Origin of the sequence: Breznakia blatticola (assembly GCF_004365815.1) — a bacterium.
Taxonomy (GTDB): domain Bacteria; phylum Bacillota_I; class Bacilli_A; order Erysipelotrichales; family Erysipelotrichaceae; genus Breznakia; species Breznakia blatticola.
This window is the reverse complement of record NZ_SODD01000026.1, coordinates 12,965-33,043: the sequence shown is the minus strand read 5'-3', so window position 1 is coordinate 33,043 and position 20,079 is coordinate 12,965. Positions and strand designations below refer to the sequence as shown.

Sequence of the window (20,079 nt, the reverse complement as noted above, 5' to 3'; positions counted from 1 at the left end):
TAAATATAGAAAGGATAATTAAATTCGACTTTCATAAGGTGCTGTTGGTTGAAATAATGTGACTACGTTTGGTTAGAATAAAGCGCCGAAGCACACTTAACAAACACATTTATCAATCTCAATGTGTTTATTGTGTCTATTATTAGAATTATGCGAATCATGAAATTTGTATAAATAGTATTTTCTTTTTATAGCCTATATTTGGTTTGTAAACCTGAAAACACAATTCATAAAAGTATCGAAAACTCCTTTATTTATCGCGTTTCACATAGGCTCTCTTGTTTTTAAAATCAATTAATGAACAATACGAACAAAATACACAAATATAACTTTGTAATGTATAAATATCCGTTGCTATAATTCTAAATGATGATAATAACAAGTTTTGTGATTATCATTTTGACGCTTCACTTGATGTGTTTTTCTCAAATTGTCTAGCTTTCCAAATATATCATGTGAAGGTCAATAAACATAATTACAGACTTTTTCAATTATGAATGTAAAGGGAATTCATTATCTTTGTGAAATTGTCAAAACTTGCCATAATGCAGTATGTATTTAATTATTGATAGCTGAAAGGAGGATATATCAACTGCTTTGATTCAACCAAACCTATAGAACGTATACTCCTTATATACGTACAAATTACTAAATGAAATTACCAACACACACAAAATCAAAATTGTAAAATAATTATATGTATTGTATTAATGTGCATACATTTTAATTCAAATAGACATCTGTATAAAACGTATCCCTTTTACACTTTATTATATGGATGATTCTGTGCATACTCAAAAAAATGCTAACTCATACACTTGAGCTAGCATTTTTTTATTTACAAGTTGCTCCTTCATTTTCGAGCGTTTTCTTGAAATCTTTTACTGTCATTACTTTTAGTTCATCTAATGATTTTCCACTGTTTAATAATACATCTGGAATCGTATCTAATTTTTGTATATCAAGTTTAAACGTTATACTTAACGCATCATCTTTTGCATCTACTTCAATTTCAATCCCTTTTTTGCCATCTACTTGTTGTTGCATAAGTGTTTCAAAACTTTTAACGTCATCTTCTTTTAGATCTTTATATTGTTCATCAACACTTGTTATTGTGTAATTAACATGACCGATTTTTTCTCTATCTTCTGTGATTGTGATTTCATAAGAATCAGATCCTTTGCTAAATGTACATACTGTTTTATTTGAAGAACCTGAACACCCAACTAATATCAAACAAAGTAATAACCCAATAATTGTCTTTTTCATTTCGTATCCTCTCTTTCAATTATTCATTATACGTAGGTTAACCCTAAACAAAAACACGAAGAATCATGATAATTGTTCAATTTATGTCAAAAATGAGAAAGACTTCATAAAGGAAAAAGATACCCTATATAAGAGTACCTTTTTCCTTTGTGTGTGTGTTTTAATAAGAAGGGAACCCCCGCTTATAGAATGATAGATCTATCTCTATCAAAGGCATTATAACAATCCACACAAGTGCAATCAAACACATTTCTGTATAAATAGTATGTATTATTTGTTATATGAAGCACAAAAGAAGTTATGTGTTATTTGTGCCTACTTGACACGTATTTCCTTATAAATACGTGAATTTTTTTCTAAATCGGTAAAACTAGAAACATCCATCACATACAAATGAAGTTGATTTGATTACGATATGTGTATATTCATATAAAAATTACTGTTCATTCCATTTATAGCCATATCCACGAATCGCGTTAATACAAAACAAATTTAACTTTGCTCGAAGCCGATTGATATGTCCATCAATAACTCGCAAATCAATCTCTTCAATTTCTGTCGTCCACAATTGTTCTGCAATTGCTTCTCGACTTAATGCAACCCCTTTGTTGCTTAAGAATAATAAAAGTAAATCATATTCCTTTTTTGTTACATCAATAATTTGATCATCTTTATAAACTTCTCGTTTTCTTGTATTCAAGACAATTCCTTCTTCTTGTGAAATCAACTCTCTTGGAGTAAAAACTTGTTGATATTCTCTATTTAGAATTTCTACAATATATTTTACCGCTACCTCAATACTTTTTTGTTTATTTATAAATTGATCAATTCCACTTTCAATCGCTCGAAGTTCTACAGCTTCATCTAAACATTTTGTTAAGAGGATGCTATGTAATGTTGGCATAATCCCCTGTAATATTCCAACCAATTGAAATCCGTCCATATTTTCGAATTTATATTCGGAAATTACTAAATCATATGGTTTTTTTATAGCCATCGAAATCGCTTTAACCGGATCACTAAAACAATCAACTTTATAGCCTTCTTTCTTTAACTTCTTTGCTAGTGCTGATGTATATTCTTTCTCATCATCAACTACTATTATTCTTTTTATTTCTGCATGTACCCTCATTATCTCCACAATACCTTTCAACTTCACACTGAAGGCACAAATAACACTAACCAAATAGTAACAAACAACACGTAAAATCTCAAAGGAATTAGGGTTTATTTTTCATTGTTACTCTATGTATGTAAAAAGACAATGGAATTTAACTTCCACTGTCTATATTTATGCTGCAATTAATTCTGGTTCTACGTGTTTAGAAATCACTTGTGATTTAGAAACTGAGTTATTTACGATATTTAGTATATGTTCACCCATACGCATTAAGTTTGATAATATATCTACATAAATTGATGCTGCTACTTGGTCTTTACATGAGTAGTCGACGATACGATCAAAATGGCTATCTCTAAATCCTTCTTCAAGTTCTTTTAGTTGTAGATGAATTTCTCCAACTTTTTTTACATTTTCTTCTTTATCGATATCTGCATATACATTCATAGCTGCAGGTAACATTTCTTCTAATAGACTGTACATTTTGTGTAGTTCTGTATTTGCAGTAGTTGAGAATCCTTCTTTTTCATCAAACACTAATTTATAGAATTGAGATAATACAACCGATAAATCGGATATACGTTCTAAGTTTTTAACAACAACATAGTTACGTGAATACTCTTTGGTTTGATCTTTTGCAAGGTTTTGTTGCTGCACAATCACTGATAAGTATTTGGATAATGTTTCATCATACTTATTAACAGTTGCTTCTACTTCTTGTATTTCATCGTAGTCTTCTGAACTCTTGCTTTCAAGGTAACGTTTACTCATATCCATAATGGTTGATGTATTACGACCCATACGTAGCGTATTCTTTCTTGATACCTCAAGTGCTGCTGCAGGTAATGTTTCAATTAAAGAGAAATCTAAGTTATCAATACTTTCGATTTTCGCACCTTGACGATCTTCTCCAGGAATTAACATCTTTAATAGTTTTACACTGTAGCCAACAAACGGTAAGATCAAGATTGTAGATAGAATATTAAAGATTAAGTGTGCTTGGGCAATCCACATTTCTGGTGAACCTTGAATAAAAGAATTCACCCAATCAACTAACCATAAGAATGGCACCATTAAAATCATTCCTAAGATGGCACCGACGATATTGTACACCGCATGGAACCATGCAGCTCTACGACTTGATACAGTCCCTCCAGCACCCGCAATGATTGCAGTAAGTGTTGTACCTACATTTGATCCAAAGATGAATGCAGCACCTGCTACAGGCGTAATAATCCCTGTGGTAAATAGTTTTGGACAATCCCACAACCGCTGCAAATGATTGTAATACTGCAGTAGCAATGGTTCCACCTAATAATGCCAACCATGGATTTTTTCCTAAGAATACCATTGCATCATTAAATATTGCAGTATCCGCAATTTTAATTAATTCATCTCCCATAATTTGAAGACCTACAAATAATAAACCAAATCCAAGGAATACTTTTCCTAAATATGTCCACTTTTTCTTTTTTACTAGTAACATCAAACAAACACCAATAAAGATAATATAGTATGCATAATCTTCAATAATCATACCAATCATAATCGATGTAAAACAACTACCGATGTTTGCCCCAATGGCTTGTTCCAACTTCATTAATCCAGCTCTAACTAACCCTATAGAAATCACTGTTGAAGCAGTTGATGATTGAAGGGCTCCAGTAACAATTGTCCCTACAAGTACAGCCATAAATAGATTGCTCGTATATTTTTCAATATAGTCACGAATCTTTGATCCAGCAATACTTTTGAGTCCCTCACTCATTGAATCTATTCCATAAATAAACAATGCTAAACCACCTAAAACCAGTACAGCAGACTTAATAAACTCAGCGTTTAAAAAATTCATACATACCTCATTTGCGCTTATAAAATTGCACTGTTTAAACAGTACACATTGAAACATATGGTATCTTTTTATTTAACAAATATTTACATTGTTAACAGAAAATTAACAAAACCCCTGGATAACTATATTTAACGATAAATAAAGCAGTTATGAGTATATATATAACAAAAAAAGAGTGACCATTTCTGATCACCCTATGTAAGCAATATACATTTGGATGGGCGGTGTATCCATCATCTCAGATACCTATCACTAGGTGTGTAGAGAACCATTTTCTACTTCAAATATATACTGCTAATCACCATTTTTGGTATCTAAAATATACTATAGTTTAATTTGTTTGTCAAATATTTGACTCTTGAACTCAGCATAATAAAGATATGGAATAAAAACTGTCAATTCAATTAACAACTACCTCAAAAATAACTTGACACACTATAATCACTTTTATTATTATAACTTTCACTTATATTTTTTTAAGCGTCCACTATGCAGTCTTCTTATTATTTTTTCTTCTGGAACATCATACACACTTGCCACATACCAACATCCATGTTTATTATCTAGTTTCATAGCAACTAGTATATTATCGTCATATCTTTTTATTAATTCTATGCTATTAGAGTGTCTTGCATTTTGACCAATATATGTTGGATCATGTAATATTTCTTCTATCTTATCTAAATAACATAGACAATTACTGTGATTATTCTTTATCAAATGGTGTTTCAATCCATTTGACTTAACAATGTCATATATTGGAAAATTTGTATTTAAAACTGTATTATATTTTTGTTTAAAAAGTCCAACTTTTATTGATTTATCCATAACTAAATTATATGTTTCAGATGTTATTTTTTCAATAAGAAAATGAAATGTATACAGTGAAAAGATGACACATCAAACGACATGTCATCTTCAATCTAATATTAGAATTTATAGTGGATTTCATCTTTATACAATTTGTATAATTCTTGATTACTTTGATCTCCACCATCTAAGTTTGCACTATAGAAAATTGGTGGTTTTTTCATACCTGTATCCACTAGTTTTTGTGTAAGACTCGCTACAATTGCATGCATCATACTTGAAGCAATAATTGTGGATGTTGGTGATACTTTTTGCTCGAGTCCCTCAATACTTACACAAGCATCTCCAATATCCCCATGATTATCTAATACGATATCTCCATATTCAAATAATCGTTTTCCATTTGGATGACGTGATGTTGTTGATTTTGAATATACTACATTTGTAATTACGATAATGTGGACACCGGCTGCTTTTGCTACTTCTGCAACATCTAATGCAACTGGATTTCTTCCTGATACAGAGTGGACAATTAAGACATCCCCTTTTTTAAAGTTTACTTTACTATTAGCAAGAGCTGTCCCGTATCCAACTGTACGTTCCATTTGTGAAGTTAGCGTAATTGGTGATGTATCTAACATCATCTCACGTCCAAAAATCGGATTAAATAGCATAAGTCCACCTGCACGATAAAATAACTCTTCACTTATAATTCCTGCATGACTTGCACCAAAGGTATAAATACTGTTCTTTCTTTGAATACACTCATATAGTAGATTTACACTCGCTTCCATTCCATCGTGTTCTTTTTCTTCAACAAGTTTTAATAACTCATTGATGTTATCAAAATAGGCAAATTTCATAGACTATCCAATTACACAAATAAGCGTGCAAACAATCCTTCTAGAATACCCCATAGTGAGAAATCTTGTCCTCCATATACAAGCATCCATTGTTGGATCGTATCGTTAAAGAAGTATGCTCCAAACCCAACAAGAAGAACCATGATAATACCACTCACTGCTGCTCCCATAATACATCCACGAATTCCACCTGTGGCATTCCCAATAATTGCCGCACATCCAATTTCAAAGAAACAAGTGAATGTTAGTGGAATAATTACTGTAGGGAACATTCCTGCAGTAAGAATAATCGTAATTGTTGATGTAATCATCGCTACGATAAATCCAATAATTAATGCATTTGGTCCATAAGGGAAGATAACTGGTACATCTAATGCTGGGATTGCACCAGGTACGAATTTCTCTGCAATTCCTTGGAAAGCTGGCACGATTTCTGCAATTAACATACGTACCCCTTGTAACATAATCGTAACCCCTACACCAAAGTAAATTGCGTGTGTGAAAATGTAACTAAATGCTGTTGTTCCTGATTCTGCATATCCCCATACAACTGCAGGATCCATTCCATTACCTTGTAAGATAAAGTACATTACAATATATGTAATCGCAATTACAATAGATCCAGTAATTGATACTTCACGTAAGAAACTTAATGAACTAGGAATATTTAAATCTTCTGTTGATTTTGCTTTGTTTCCAAATGCTTTTCCTAATAACCCTGAAATTACAGATAATATCGTCGTTGGGTGACCAATTGTAAATGAGTCATCTCCAGTTACTTCTTTTACAAATGGACGCATTAAGTTTGGTGAAACTACCATATATACTGCAGTAAATAAACCTGCAATAATTACTAATTTTGTTCCAGTAAGTCCTGCATTTACTCCGGCAGCGATAAATACAAACGGGAACCAATATAACATGTGTCCTGTTAAGAATACAGATTTAAATCTTGTGAATCTAGCAACTAATAGGTTGATCCCAAATCCAACCAACATTACAATTCCAATTTCTGTACCATATAATGCACCGATATCTACATTTGTTGATTCTACTGCTGTAGGCATGATGGAATTAAATGCTGTTGCAATTCCATCAATCGAGTTTCCTGTAATTAATCCTGTCCCTGTTGATAATACAAAGAATCCCATTGCGGTCATTACCGTACCACGAATTACTTCTGAAGCGGATTTCTTTTGCAATAATAAACCAATACATGCAATCAATCCTAGAAATATTGCACCCTGTCCAAATATTTCCTTAATAATAAAATTAAATACTGCCATATTATATACTCTCCTTTTTCTATCTCTTATTTAATCGTTTCAAAATAGGCTAAACTTTTTTCTTCTACTTCTTTTTTGTCCATAAAGTTGTTGAATACAACTAACGGTACTTTTGTTCTTTCTGCAATACGTTCTGCAAGTTCTTTAGAGATGAAGATTACATCACATTCATTAGAACAACATGTTCCAACATCTCCGCAAAACGCATCAATTTCAATTCCGTGTTTTTTAGCTATTGCTTCTACATTCATTTTTAACATTAGTGAAGAGCCACAACCAAAACCACAAACTGTCTGAATTTTATGTTTCATAATGCCTCCTTTCTATTTTCCATCTGTATTTATGATGTCGTATAATTCTTGTTCACTAGTACAATCACACATCCGCTGAATAATCGTTTCATCCATCAAAATATTTGCAATCTTTTGTAAGCGATCAATGTGTGATGTCTTATCGATACAAGCCATACAAATCAGTACTTTTACTGGATCGTTGTCACAGTCAAAACAAACCCCTTCTGGAAATGTCGCAATCGACATTTCTGATTGATGTACGCTGATACCCGGAGCAGCATGTGCTAAGGCAAAGTGTGGCATAATCACAATATACGGTCCAAGCTCTTTTACACTTGTGACCATGTTATCTACATATTCCATATCAATCGCATGACTTTTCACTAATGGATGTCCTGTCAATCGAATCGCTTCTTCCCAAGTATTTGCTTTTTGATTGATTAGTATATGATTCATTCGTATAATTTCATTCATTTTAAGTCCTCCATTAATCATGCATGTCTAAAATCATTTCTTTAGTTATTTCTTTATGTTCAAGTTGTTTAATATTCCATTCTTTCTCTAAAATATATGCAATATTCAACAAATCATTTTCTTGTTTATTTTCGATTCCTAAGATTACGATATTACGAACTAGTTTTGGATTGTTGTATCCAAACATCACTGGATGTTTTAGTACCAACATCGCTGTACAATTCTGATAAATTCCATCATCTACACCAGCATGGATATATGCTGTTTCTGGTGTCATCACCATATACGTCCCATATTCATTTACCGCATAGATCATAGTTTCTACATACGTTTGTTCAATATATCCTTTGTGTAGTAATGGTTTTGCAGCTAACTGAATCGCTTGTTCCCATGAGGCTACACGATCAACAATTTGAATATGTGAACGTTCAATGTAATCACTAATATAGTGTTTCTCTAACTTCTCAATTGCAGGTGCAACTGAATTAATAAATGACGAACACATCTTTGCATAAGAGAATTGATACAACGTATTCTTTATTCTTTCAATATCGACTTGATTCAACATCGCGTTTACTTGAATCACTGGAATCTCTTGTGCTTCAAAATCACTAGTTGAAATAATTAAATCGATATCTTCTTTTTGTATATAGTCTTGTGCTTGTTTTTCACCAATTGGCCCAATGATACAAATCTCTGGTAGAAACTGTGAAAGTCTTGATTTCAAAATTGAACTGGTTGCTAAACCAAACGAACAAACCAACAATACATTCACTAGATTTTGTTCCTTATTTCCAGTTTCATAAATTGAGGCAATGTACATCGCAATATATGCAATTTCATTTTCATCAAAAGCTAGATTATAATCTTTTTCAATTTTATGTAATTGCTTGCGTGTGAATTCATAGAATAGCGAAATCATCATTTGTGTTTGATCAACTAAGTCATTTTTCACTTGAAGATTATTTCGACAACGATGAATTGCAGTTTTTAAATGAAGAGTTAATCCATCTATCATTTCCTGAACTGCTTCTTTTTCTAATGGTTGTAAAGCTTGTAAGGAATCTACTAAATACATGGAGATTTGATATGCTTCATCATTTTCATTTGTATCTGTATGAAGTAAATCTGATAACTGACTCATTCTTTCACTGATCATGATTGTACTCATATATAAACGTTCTTGTTTGTTTGAAATATATGGTGTTAAAAAAGATACAAAGAATGGCAAACTCTCATGTGTTGGTGTTTCTGGAAATTGAAAGTCTTCAGCTAATTCTTGCTTGTGTTTCATACGCAGGAAGAAAAATAAGATAATATTGGTAAAACGCTCTCTATTTTTGAATACAATGTTATATTCATTTTCCAATTGATTAAAGATATCTTCTACCTTCTTTTGAAGCATTCCAGTTTCATCATGAATCGTTAGTAACTCTTTGATTTCATTTTGATACGTTCCTTGGTTGTTGATTTGCATAAACATCTTACGAATATCAATTTCACTTCCAAACAATCGCAAGCCAACACCTTGTATTTTCTCAACAGAGATGTTGTATCCACCAAGTTCCTGTATCACTTCATCAAAATCATTAACAATGGTTTGTTTTGACACAAAACAGAAATCTGCTAGTTCTTGAAAGGTGCTAATTCGTGGTAGACACAAATACACCTTCATTAAATCGTTACGTTCTGATTTTGATAATATTCGCATACATGGTTCATCAATATCTTTTTGAATTTCACGCATCGTATTATCTAGACAGTTTATGAAAACACCTACCCCTGATTTCTTGATAAGTTCAATATTCTTTTCGTCTAGAAAATATTCAATTTGCTTCATGTCATTACGAATGGTTCGATTACTTACATTTAGCTTTTTCGCAATTTCATTGAATGTGATGTAATCACTTTGCTTTGCCAAAAGTGTAAGAATCTCTTTTTGCCGTTTTGTTAGAACTATCATCTTTTATCTCCTACCTTCATTATATGAAACCTAAAATTATTGCCAATAAAAAAAGTTTACCTTACTTGTGGCAAACTTTATTCTTTTATTCATTTTTTTACATTATTTTGTTGAATACATCATATTTTCTATCACTCTATTTATAAATTTGTACTTTTAAAGCGATTATTTACCTCTTTACATAATTATGCTATAATTATGTAAAGAGAGGAGCTTAACGATATGCCAATTATTGTACCTATTAAAGATTTGCGAAATACAACTGAAATTTCAAACCTTGCACATAAGGAAAATCAACCAATATTTGTTACCAAAAACGGATATAGCGATTTAGTAATAATGAGTAGTGAACTATATGATAAATTTGCCAGAATAAATCGTATTGACCAAGCTATCTATGAATCTGAACAAGAAATCACAAACGGAGCAGAACCTGTTGATGCGAAAACAGTTTTTGCTGAATTAGACAAAAAGTATTTTGGAAAAATATAAAGTAGTTATTTCACCTAAAGCTATAAAAGAATTGGAAAGCATTTATGATTACATTACACATACGATATTAGCTCCTGAAAGTGCAAAAAAATTAACAAACCAAATCAAGCACGACATTTTGAATATGTCAACATTTCCGATGTCTCATCAAGATCGCATTGAAGGAAATTATGCAGGAAAGAACTATAAACAGTTACTAGTTGATAAGTATATTGTTATTTTTCGTATCAATGAAATAGATAAAACTGTGCTCGTCGTTACCATACAATATCAAGGACGAAACATATAAAAACAACAGACAGGTTTAATTCAACTTAATCAAACTTGTCTGTTGTTTTTTCTTATTTAGTGTTTCCCCAACAAAAATGAACTTAATGATTCTCTTTTTGAGGTACTCGATATACACTGAATAACACAAAATTAGCTAACATACATAACATCACAATCCATATATTCAAATCCATTAGGTTGGTTTGCAACTCTCTTGATCCAAATGAAAACAACAAAGCAAATAACGTAATCATTATAGAAAGTGCTGAAATCGTAATGAATATTCTTGTTGTTTTAAGCAATCGATGATTGTATTCAATTGCATTCACCATACGTGTATCATCTTTTAAGAACTCATCAATTGTTAGATCCAGACACTTAGCTATTTTATATAATTCATATGCCGTAGGAAATAATACACCAGCTTCCCAGTGTCTTACAATTCCTTCTTTTACATCAATGTGTTTTGCAAACTCTTGTTGCGTGTATCGCTTATGTTCACGAGCAATTCTTATTCGATTCCCTGTTTCCAATGTTCCTCCCTTACTTCATTTGTCACATTACCTTCATCAATAGATAATTCATAATATAATACCGTATTTGTCATCGTCACATAAGGTATTACATAAAACGCTGCTAAACCACAAGTAACTACACATAGTAGTTGCCAAAAGTAAAATGACAAGTTTAGTGCAAAGATATCTAGTTTGATTCCCTTTGTCAGTTCTGCTGAATATCGAAGAGTTTTAATAATTCCTAAGTTTGGTTGATCTACAGCGATTTGTCTAACAAATGTGTAGCGATATAGTAGATATATTCCAGGTATAAAAAGTGTAATCGTTCCAATGCATACAAGTAATCCTACTACTAGATTTTTCAAGGCATACATACACACCGTCTTTAACTTTGTATCAGAAAATGTATATACTTCCTCTTTTGCATACTTGACGTACATATTCATAATAACCACAGATAGATACAGTAGAAATAGGATAAATCCAATACTCAGTAAAATAGTGATTCCTCGTTGGCGATTTCTACTTGCAATCATACCAAAAGCAAAAACATACATTCCTAAAAAAGCGACAATAGAGAAAAACTGTAGTGCGATAATATTCGCTAAGTTTCCTTTTAGTCGCTTTTTTGCCTTTTCTTTTAACTCTTTTCTAATAAACATTCGTTCCCTCTCTTTCATTACTTAATCCACACACGATGTATATCATACCATAAATCATACAGAAGGCATATGCTATAAAGGCAGTAAAGAACCACTAATACAGTGGTTCTGTTGACAATTGATCATATAGTACAGCTTTTGTTACTAGGATATATGGAGCTAGTAAAATCATAGCTATACCAAATGTACAAATGATTATTATGTAACGCCAAGCAAATGAAAGATCCAAGATAAATAAATCAAATTCAATTCCTTTTGTCAGTTCGAAAGAATATTTTATCGTATCTACTATTCCTAATTTTGGCTTATCAACCGCAATTTGTTTTACAAACATTAGGCGATATGCTAGATACACTCCAGGAAATATAAATAACAATAAACCAACCCCAATGATGCAACAAGCAACTAAGTGTTTCGTAATAAACGTATATGATTCTGATTCATCAATAAGTATTAAAAATGCATCTTCATTCTTTGCATACTTTACAGTTTTTTTAGTTCTTCTTTCTACAAAGAACGAAAGTAGCATAACGAGAATAACAAAAATAATTACGATTACTACTGTTGTGTTTTTAATTTTTGGTTCTATTAGTAGACTAATTACTATCGATAGTACAAATAACAAAGTCCAGCAAAAATATAAATCGATAAGCATGAATTTTCTTTTTCCTTTTATTTGTACTTTTGCTTTTTCTTTTACTAAAATTCTTGAAAACATAGAGTCCCCCATTTTACATCACACACCCTTTTGATATCATACCATTTTTTAATATATACAAATTAAAAAAAGCACATTCCTTATAAAGGAACATGCCAAACTTATGCTTCAATTTTTGAGTTTTCTTCTTTCAGTTTTGCTGTTGAACGCTCTAGACAAGCACGTAAAGCATATGCTACAAAGGCAGTAAAGAACCACTAATACAGTGGTTCTGTTGACAATTGATCATATAGTACTGCTTTTGTTACTAAGATATATGGAGCAAGTAAAATCATAGCTACACCAAATGTACAAATGATTATTATGTAACGCCAAGCAAATGAAAGATCCAAAATAAACAAATCAAATTCAATTCCTTTTGTCAGTTCGAAAGAATATTTTATCGTATCTACTATTCCTAATTTTGGCTTATCAACCGCAATTTGTTTTACAAACATTAGGCGATATGCTAGATACACTCCAGGAAATATAAATAACAATAATCCTGCACCAATGATATAACAAGCAACTAAGTGTTTCGTTATAAACGTATATGATGCAGATTCATCAATAAGTATTAAAAATGCATCTTCATCTTTTGCATACTTTACAGTTTTATTAATTATTTTTGCAACAAAACATGAAATCATAACAATAAAAATAGCAACAATACTTATGGTTAGTGTTACGTTTATCACTTTTGGTTCTGTTAGAAGACAAATTGCTATAAAAAGTGCAAACAGTAAAATCCAGCAAAAACATAAATCGACAAGCATGAATTTCGTATTACTTCTTTTTTGTACTTTTGCTTTTTCTTTTACTAAGATTCTCGAAAACATAGAGTCCTCCCATTTTACATCACACACCCTTTTGATATCATATCATTTTTTGATATATACGTATAAAGAAAAAAGCACATTCCTTATTAAGGAACATGCCAACTTATGCTTCGATTTTTGAGTTTTCTTCTTTTAGTTTTGCTGTTGAACGCTCTAGACAAGCACGTTCTGCAATTGTTAATGGAATTTCTAGAATCCGTTCAATTCCTTGACTACCTACAATACAAGGCAAACTTAAGGCAACATCATGTAATCCATATTCTCCATCAGGCACATTGGAAATCGGTAATACGCTTTTCTCATTTAATACAATACATTTAATAATTCTTGCGCATGCAGCTGAAACTCCAACATTTGTATATCCTTTTAATTGTAATATATCAAATCCAACGGAACGCATTTCATTATAGATTTCTTCTTTTACGAGTTTTGTTTGGAAGGTTGTATTTAAATCTTCAAATGGGATACCTGCAATATTCACATCACTCCAAGTAACAAATGCACTTTCTCCGTGTTCTCCTAGAACATATCCATGTACATTCTTGCTATCTACACCACAGGTTTCACCTATAATCTTACGTAGACGTGCTGTATCTAATAACGTACCTGTCCCAATCATTTTATGACGTGGATAATCAAATGCATGTTGCCCATAATAAACTAATGCATCAAGTGGATTACTGATCACAATGATAATGGCTTCTTTTGTATATTTTGTGATGTTCGTCATTACATCATGCATTACTGCAATATTCTTATTTAACAGTAAACTACGATCCATCGTATTTCCTTTAGTAATACTTGGACCAGCTGACATCACAATAATATGTGCATCTTTACATTCACTATAATCACCTGTATGAATGTTCACATTACTGCTATATGCAAACGCTGTTGTATGCGATGCATCAAGCACTTCTCCTTGGGCTTTTTCTTTATTCATATCAATAAGAACGATTTCATTTACAACTGCTTCTCTTAATACTGCAGAAAGGGTTTGACTACCAACCATACCTGCTCCGATAATTACGACTTTTCCTTCTTGAATTGCCATCCTATCATCCTCCTAGTTCTAGGTTTAGTATATCAATATGTGTGTCTAAATTCTATTGGAATACAACTTTTTCAAAAGAAAAGTGATGCCGTAACATCACCTATTCAAACAAACAACAATCGCCTTCACAGACTTCTGGTTTCTTTTCTTTTTTTATTGGTGCATCATCCATTTCAAGTAATGCACGACGTAGTGTATCTTCAAAACGATATTCTGGTTGTGCACCATAAATTGGATAACGATTGTTGATCACAAAAAATGGAACACCCGATATATTTTGTTCACGTGCACTATCCAAATCTTGAATGACTGAATATGCATAATCACCAGAATTTAGTACAGCTTTTACTGCATCTTTATCCAAACCTACTTCTACAGCTAGTGTAGTTAACACATTATAATCTGCAATATCTAATCCTTGTTCAAGACTTGCTTTTAATAAACGATCTTGTAACTCTGTAGCCTTGTTTTGTGTTGTTGCATACTTTACTAAACGATGTGCATCAAAACTGTTTGCGACAATCAATTTGTCATAATGCATCGTCAATCCTTTTTCTTGTAGTCTTTCACCTAATTCTTTTTGTGATTCAAGTAATTGCTGCAATGAAATTCCTTTCATCTTCGCAAAGTGTTCTAAATCAATTGGGTGTGATTGATCAATATTTGGATCTAACTGAAAACTATGGTAACGAATATCAACATCATCTTGTAGATGTAACGTTTTAATTGCTGCTTTTAAATTCTCTTTTCCCAGATAACAAAATGGACATGCATAGTCACTGTACATATCAATAGTTACTTTCATAAACGCCCTCCTTTAGCTATAAATTTATAAACCTATAAACTCTTTGTTTATAACTTTTACCGCTTTGGTTGGTGTTATCTTAGTATTGGATAGACATTATGTCAATTGATGTAACCAGGATGTTGTAAATATCACTTTATCTATCCATTTTATACTTCAATAGCTAGTTTTTCTTGAATCTTATATTTGCATATTTGTGCTTTGCGTACTATCGCTAATGTATTTCCATTTTCAATAATCCATTCAAGTAAGTCCATACATTTCTCATATTGACCTAAATGATATAAGCATTCACTTTCTAAACTTTTCAGACTAATTATCGAAAGCTTTGATTTTGTCTTTTCATACTCGCAAAATTCATCATGTAATTCATAAAGATCTTCTAGTGCTTCTGTATAATTCTGTATAATAAATTTTCGTTCTATCATGAGTATTTTTTTACTGTATATCATTTCTTTATCATTCTTAAGGCGTTTAATGATGCGATCGCAATATTCAATTTGTTCTTTGTATAAACTATCATTTACATTATTATCATATGCATTTCTTGAATAATACATTACTTTATATTGGAACATTCCTCTATACATATAGTATTCTTTCAACATTCTATCAAATTCTATTACATAATCACCACATTGAAGTCCACACATATAGCAATACATAACAGCAATCGAACTACAATTTCTTTCAATTACTCGATACATAACACAATATAAATATGCATCGCATTCTTCTGACAAAACATTCTCTAATAACTCGCTGGGTTTGAATGAACTTTTTAATTGAATCTTACTTATATACAAATAATAAGACCAGATAATCAATACTATTGACACTATGAAAACAATCATTTTAATCTCAATAATTTTTGATAGACCATATATAATTACAGTATCTACCAATACAATCAATATTTCGTATAAGTATAATCTTCTGTTTTGAAGTATTATAGTCTTCATTTTTCCAATTTTATCTTGATCAATTTGCTTTTGTTCATCTTTAGTTAAAATGGAATTCATATTTAAATTTAAAATCGAATTAGCAAATAATATACTTTCGATAAGTAACATTGGTATTAACACAAAATGGGCACCAAATTTTGCCAATACAATACACCCAGCTATAAACACTACAAGACAACCTAATACAAATAGTATTAGTGCATTTCCTTTTGATTTGATAATGTGTCGACCAACGTTAGTTACCGTTGCAGCAACACTACCAAGAAGTGCGAAATTACAAAACCATTCAAATAGATTAGCATTATTTGTAGTAAATCCATATACTATAATAAATGTTAGACACGTTACAGCAACATGTTTAAGCAATACTTCTCCTATATTTTTCATTTTCCCCTCTTACTAATTTCTATAAACCACTATCTAAAAACTCTACACACACTACTACTAGAACTTACATTGTTATTGCTTTGTCTTTTATTTACGCACAATGTCACTCGCTAACAAATCTAATATACAAAAGACATAGTTTTTAAACTACTACATCTCTGTTACCTTACTAGGTCAATTTATCAATATTAAAACTTTCGTCACTGGATATCTTAACTATCCAAAAGGTTATAGTTTCTGGCTTGCCCTTATATTCTAAATCCACCTTCTTGGTGTATATTTTTTTGTCATTATATTTAAGTTTTTGATTTCCTTCTACGATTCCAGTATAATATTTTACTTTTGAGGACTTAAACTCCGTGTAATTACTTTTTGGATCGCTTTCATATTGTTTATCTTTTGAAGGGTAAACCATAATTTCTGATTCATTATGTATATAGATAGGTTTAGTTTCACCGTGTGATTCTACAGTTAATCCTGTATCTTCATCAACAATCAATCCGCTTAAGTAAAGAATTTCATCCTCATTTTCATTACTTATTAATGCAATTCCAATCAATGCATCTTCAAACTCCTTATAATCCAAAATTTCTTCTACACGAACCAGTGTTTCGCTTCCTTCTACAAATTCATCTAAACTCTCTTCGAAAGATGGTAAATCGCTCCGGCAGCCAAACAAAACCAGTATTAGCAATAAGAATATACTAGCTTTCTTACCAATTTGATTCATAAAATCTCCTTATCTAATCACAACACTTTTAATTAAGTTATAGCAAGTAATACCGAACATAAGATTTTCTTAACATTCTCTGTTTACTCACTATTTAAAACGCAATTCCAACGAAATAATCATACCATACATTTTTATAAGAATCTTTTACATTTGTCTAGGTAATTGTTTATCTATTTTTAATCAGAGTATTTTAATAACAATACTATTTTCCTTTTCTATAAACATACATAATCACCAGTACTTTCATAAACGTTCTTCTTTAACTGTAATTTTATAAATATTACTGCTTTAGTTGCTGTGAACTTCGTATTGGATAGACATTATGTCAATTGATGTAACCAGGATGTTGTAAACATCACTTTATCTAGCTATTTTATACTTCAATAGCTAGGTTTTCATGAATCCTTTGTTTACGATCTTGCGCATTACGTACCACCACCAATGTATTACCATGTTCAATAATCCATTCAAGTAAGTTCGTGCATTCCTCATATTTACCTAAATGATATAAACACTCACTTTCCAAACTTCTCTGATTAATTAATGAAATCTTTGGTAAAATCTCTTCATATTCATATAATTCATGAATGTTCTCTAGTGCTTCTCTATAACTTTGCTTAATGATTTTTCGTTGTATCACCAGTATTTTTCTACCATATATCCACATTTTATCATTTTTACTACGCTTAATAACGCGATCATAAAGTGCAATTAACTCTGTGTACAAACTTTCACTTACTTTATTATCAAACGCCTTTCTTGAATAAAACATGGTTTTATATTGAAACGTTTTGCTGTATGTTCGGTACGCTTTTAACATTCTATCAAGTTCTATTACATACCCACCCCATTGAAGTCCACACATATAGTTATACATGATAGCAATCGAACTACAATTTCTTTCTATCGCACGATACATAACACAATATAATTTCGCGTCGCATTCTACTGTCAAAACATCATCTAATAACTTAGCAGTTTTTTGAATGTTTTTGCCTTGAATCTTACCTATATACAAATAATAAGACAAAAACAATAAGACTAAGGCAACTATAGCAACACTATTAAAAATTCTTGAAAGACTAAATATAATTCCTGTATCAATCAACGCAATCAAAATTTTGTATGCACATAATCTTCTATTCTGAAGTATTACAATCTTCATTTTATCAATTTTGCCTTGTTCAATTTGCCTTTGTTCATCACTATTCAAAACAGTATTCATATTCAATTTAAAAATCGAATAAATAAATACTATACTTTCAATAAGTAACATTGGTACTAATACAAAAAAGACACCAAATTTCACCAATATAATACATCCTACTATAAATAGTACTAACGCTTTTCCTTTAGCTTTATCAATGTATTGACCTATGTAAGTTGCAGTTGCAATGATACCACTAAAAAGGGCTAAATAACCAAACCATTCAAACTTACTTACACCTATATTATTCTCATAATATGTAGTAAATACATATGCAATAATAAATGTTACACACGTTGCAGTAACATGTCTAAACAATACTTCTCCTATATTTTTCATTTTCCCCTCTTACTAATTTTTATAAACCACTATCAAATAACTCTACACACACTACTACTATAACTTACATTTTATTGCCTTGTCCCTTCCTTACGCGCAACGACATACATAAAACCCTATTTAATCATTTCAAAACTAGATTTAATTTGTCAAATAGTTCTGTTGAATCCAATTTAAGAACGAAGCTAGTTATTATTTTTTTATCTCCATTCAAATAAAATTCAAATACTTCTTTATCTAATTTTACACCATTATATTCCACTGATTCTAGTAGCCCATAACCCATATATACATAATAGTTATAACCATGTCCAAACCAACTATCCAGATTATCAAATAAATAGTATGAATCCTCTAGAAATACAGGTCCAAGTTCTCCAGAACCTGTTGGAGATTGACCTCCAGGTGAGTGACGGCAAGCGAAAATAAGTTCTTCGTTTCCATCATAACTTATTTTTGCAATTGCATAACTTCCTACATCAGTAATTTCCATTTCAGCTACAATCCCCTCATTTTCACATTCTAAATCGTCACAATAGTCCTTTAGATAATCTCTTAATTTGTCATGGGAACTATATACTCTTATACACCCAGTTATAAAAATGAGTGTTGCTAAAAAAACAATTGCCTTCTTCATTCAATCTCCTTTGATTTATACATTACCCGAATAATACATCTAGTATTTGTAACTAATTATAGTTCATATGTACTAATCTATAACTTAACTTAAAATTTCTGCCTATATAAAATATATAGATTTTCTTTCTATTAGTCTTCTCAATATTTGTCCGACATCTCTCCTTAACTTATTATAAATTACCATTCTTCTATACTTTGGTATTATTATAATGTGATATTTGCATCTGTAACTTGTGTGTGATAAATTGTTTGTGTCTTTCATTAGACAATGCACCTTCTTTCTTTATTTATAGTTAGCTGCCAGGCCATCTATAGTATATCGAAATTTGGTGCTTTTTTGGTGCGTGTTTACAACTAGAAGCCTATTACCACTCGCATAGTAAGTGGTATTCTAGCTTCGCTAATAAGAAAAGTATCACATAATAGTCTTATCAACCGTGACACTTTCCTATTCTACAAATGTAAAAGATACTTGTGTAAATCCTGCCAGATTTCATTCGTTGAAAACAATCCGTTTACATCGAATAGACGCACTAAAGTATCTT

The 20,079-nt window shown here is 31.2% G+C and carries 22 protein-coding genes and 1 pseudogene; 2 read left to right on the top strand and 21 right to left on the bottom strand.

Features of this window, described 5'->3' with window-relative positions:
• Nucleotides 1–834: 834 nt before the first annotated feature.
• From EDD63_RS07565 to EDD63_RS07525, 10 genes are all read right to left on the bottom strand, one after another.
• Nucleotides 835–1,269 carry a hypothetical protein gene (locus EDD63_RS07565; protein ID WP_134170087.1) on the bottom strand — a complete coding sequence of 145 codons (435 nt, stop codon included), beginning with the start codon at nt 1,267–1,269 and terminating at the stop codon, nt 835–837.
• Between the two features lie 436 nt (nt 1,270–1,705).
• Nucleotides 1,706–2,401, bottom strand: a complete 696-nt coding sequence (locus EDD63_RS07560; protein ID WP_134170085.1) for a response regulator transcription factor — start codon at nt 2,399–2,401, stop codon at nt 1,706–1,708.
• A 159-nt stretch (nt 2,402–2,560) separates the two neighbouring features.
• Nucleotides 2,561–3,595, bottom strand: a complete 1,035-nt coding sequence (locus EDD63_RS11725; RefSeq protein WP_279586083.1) for a Na/Pi cotransporter family protein — start codon at nt 3,593–3,595, stop codon at nt 2,561–2,563.
• Nucleotides 3,522–4,241, bottom strand: coding sequence for a Na/Pi cotransporter family protein (locus tag EDD63_RS11720; protein ID WP_279586082.1), 720 nt, complete (start codon nt 4,239–4,241; stop codon nt 3,522–3,524). The genes EDD63_RS11725 and EDD63_RS11720 overlap by 74 nt, the downstream gene beginning before the upstream one ends.
• A gap of 462 nt (nt 4,242–4,703) precedes the next feature.
• On the bottom strand, nt 4,704–5,069 hold the full coding sequence (locus EDD63_RS07550) for a PBECR3 domain-containing polyvalent protein (protein WP_134170083.1): 366 nt from the start codon (nt 5,067–5,069) through the stop codon (nt 4,704–4,706).
• A 101-nt stretch (nt 5,070–5,170) separates the two neighbouring features.
• A complete protein-coding gene (locus tag EDD63_RS07545; RefSeq protein ID WP_134170081.1) occupies nt 5,171–5,914 on the bottom strand; it encodes an SIS domain-containing protein in 744 nt (247 codons plus the stop codon).
• An 11-nt stretch (nt 5,915–5,925) separates the two neighbouring features.
• On the bottom strand, nt 5,926–7,200 hold the full coding sequence (locus EDD63_RS07540; protein ID WP_134170079.1) for a PTS ascorbate transporter subunit IIC: 1,275 nt from the start codon (nt 7,198–7,200) through the stop codon (nt 5,926–5,928).
• A gap of 26 nt (nt 7,201–7,226) precedes the next feature.
• On the bottom strand, nt 7,227–7,511 hold the full coding sequence (locus tag EDD63_RS07535) for a PTS sugar transporter subunit IIB (RefSeq protein WP_208318310.1): 285 nt from the start codon (nt 7,509–7,511) through the stop codon (nt 7,227–7,229).
• A gap of 12 nt (nt 7,512–7,523) precedes the next feature.
• Nucleotides 7,524–7,967: a PTS sugar transporter subunit IIA gene (locus EDD63_RS07530; RefSeq protein ID WP_166667584.1), complete on the bottom strand. Its 444-nt coding sequence runs from the start codon at nt 7,965–7,967 to the stop codon at nt 7,524–7,526.
• 13 nt (nt 7,968–7,980) lie between these two features.
• Nucleotides 7,981–9,930, bottom strand: a complete 1,950-nt coding sequence (locus EDD63_RS07525; protein ID WP_134170073.1) for a BglG family transcription antiterminator — start codon at nt 9,928–9,930, stop codon at nt 7,981–7,983.
• A 222-nt stretch (nt 9,931–10,152) separates the two neighbouring features.
• On the opposite strand from EDD63_RS07525, the gene EDD63_RS07520 reads away from it, so the two are divergent.
• Together EDD63_RS07520 and EDD63_RS07515 are read left to right on the top strand one after the other, a co-directional pair.
• Nucleotides 10,153–10,422, top strand: a complete 270-nt coding sequence (locus EDD63_RS07520; RefSeq protein WP_134170071.1) for a prevent-host-death protein — start codon at nt 10,153–10,155, stop codon at nt 10,420–10,422.
• Nucleotides 10,409–10,711, top strand: coding sequence for a type II toxin-antitoxin system RelE/ParE family toxin (locus tag EDD63_RS07515; protein WP_134170069.1), 303 nt, complete (start codon nt 10,409–10,411; stop codon nt 10,709–10,711). The genes EDD63_RS07520 and EDD63_RS07515 overlap by 14 nt, the downstream gene beginning before the upstream one ends.
• An 82-nt stretch (nt 10,712–10,793) precedes the next feature.
• On the opposite strand, the gene EDD63_RS07510 is transcribed toward EDD63_RS07515, so the two are convergent.
• From EDD63_RS07510 to EDD63_RS11715, 11 genes and pseudogenes are all read right to left on the bottom strand, one after another.
• On the bottom strand, nt 10,794–11,225 hold the full coding sequence (locus EDD63_RS07510; RefSeq protein ID WP_134170067.1) for a helix-turn-helix transcriptional regulator: 432 nt from the start codon (nt 11,223–11,225) through the stop codon (nt 10,794–10,796).
• Nucleotides 11,204–11,869: a DUF975 family protein gene (locus EDD63_RS07505; protein ID WP_166667583.1), complete on the bottom strand. Its 666-nt coding sequence runs from the start codon at nt 11,867–11,869 to the stop codon at nt 11,204–11,206. Before EDD63_RS07505 ends, EDD63_RS07510 begins: the two co-directional genes overlap by 22 nt.
• A gap of 94 nt (nt 11,870–11,963) precedes the next feature.
• Nucleotides 11,964–12,587, bottom strand: a complete 624-nt coding sequence (locus EDD63_RS07500) for a DUF975 family protein (protein ID WP_166667582.1) — start codon at nt 12,585–12,587, stop codon at nt 11,964–11,966.
• A gap of 197 nt (nt 12,588–12,784) precedes the next feature.
• Complete coding sequence (locus EDD63_RS07495; RefSeq protein ID WP_134170063.1) at nt 12,785–13,405, bottom strand: DUF975 family protein; 621 nt, start codon at nt 13,403–13,405, stop codon at nt 12,785–12,787.
• Nucleotides 13,406–13,508: 103 nt separating this feature from the next.
• Nucleotides 13,509–14,459, bottom strand: coding sequence for an L-lactate dehydrogenase (locus EDD63_RS07490; RefSeq protein ID WP_134170061.1), 951 nt, complete (start codon nt 14,457–14,459; stop codon nt 13,509–13,511).
• 100 nt (nt 14,460–14,559) lie between these two features.
• Nucleotides 14,560–15,264 (bottom strand): DsbA family oxidoreductase, encoded by a 705-nt coding sequence (locus EDD63_RS07485; RefSeq protein WP_134170059.1) that lies wholly within the window; start codon nt 15,262–15,264, stop codon nt 14,560–14,562.
• 149 nt (nt 15,265–15,413) lie between these two features.
• Nucleotides 15,414–16,616, bottom strand: a complete 1,203-nt coding sequence (locus EDD63_RS07480; RefSeq protein WP_134170057.1) for a hypothetical protein — start codon at nt 16,614–16,616, stop codon at nt 15,414–15,416.
• 169 nt (nt 16,617–16,785) lie between these two features.
• The gene (locus EDD63_RS07475; protein WP_134170055.1) at nt 16,786–17,346 is read right to left on the bottom strand and encodes a hypothetical protein; all 561 of its coding nucleotides are present in this window, start codon (nt 17,344–17,346) and stop codon (nt 16,786–16,788) included.
• Nucleotides 17,347–17,722: 376 nt separating this feature from the next.
• Nucleotides 17,723–18,895, bottom strand: coding sequence for a hypothetical protein (locus EDD63_RS07470; RefSeq protein WP_134170052.1), 1,173 nt, complete (start codon nt 18,893–18,895; stop codon nt 17,723–17,725).
• Nucleotides 18,896–19,019: 124 nt separating this feature from the next.
• Complete coding sequence (locus EDD63_RS07465) at nt 19,020–19,532, bottom strand: hypothetical protein (protein ID WP_134170050.1); 513 nt, start codon at nt 19,530–19,532, stop codon at nt 19,020–19,022.
• 120 nt (nt 19,533–19,652) lie between these two features.
• A pseudogene (locus tag EDD63_RS11715) lies at nt 19,653–19,796 on the bottom strand (transposase); the annotation flags it as partial.
• Between the last annotated feature and the right edge of the window lie 283 nt (nt 19,797–20,079).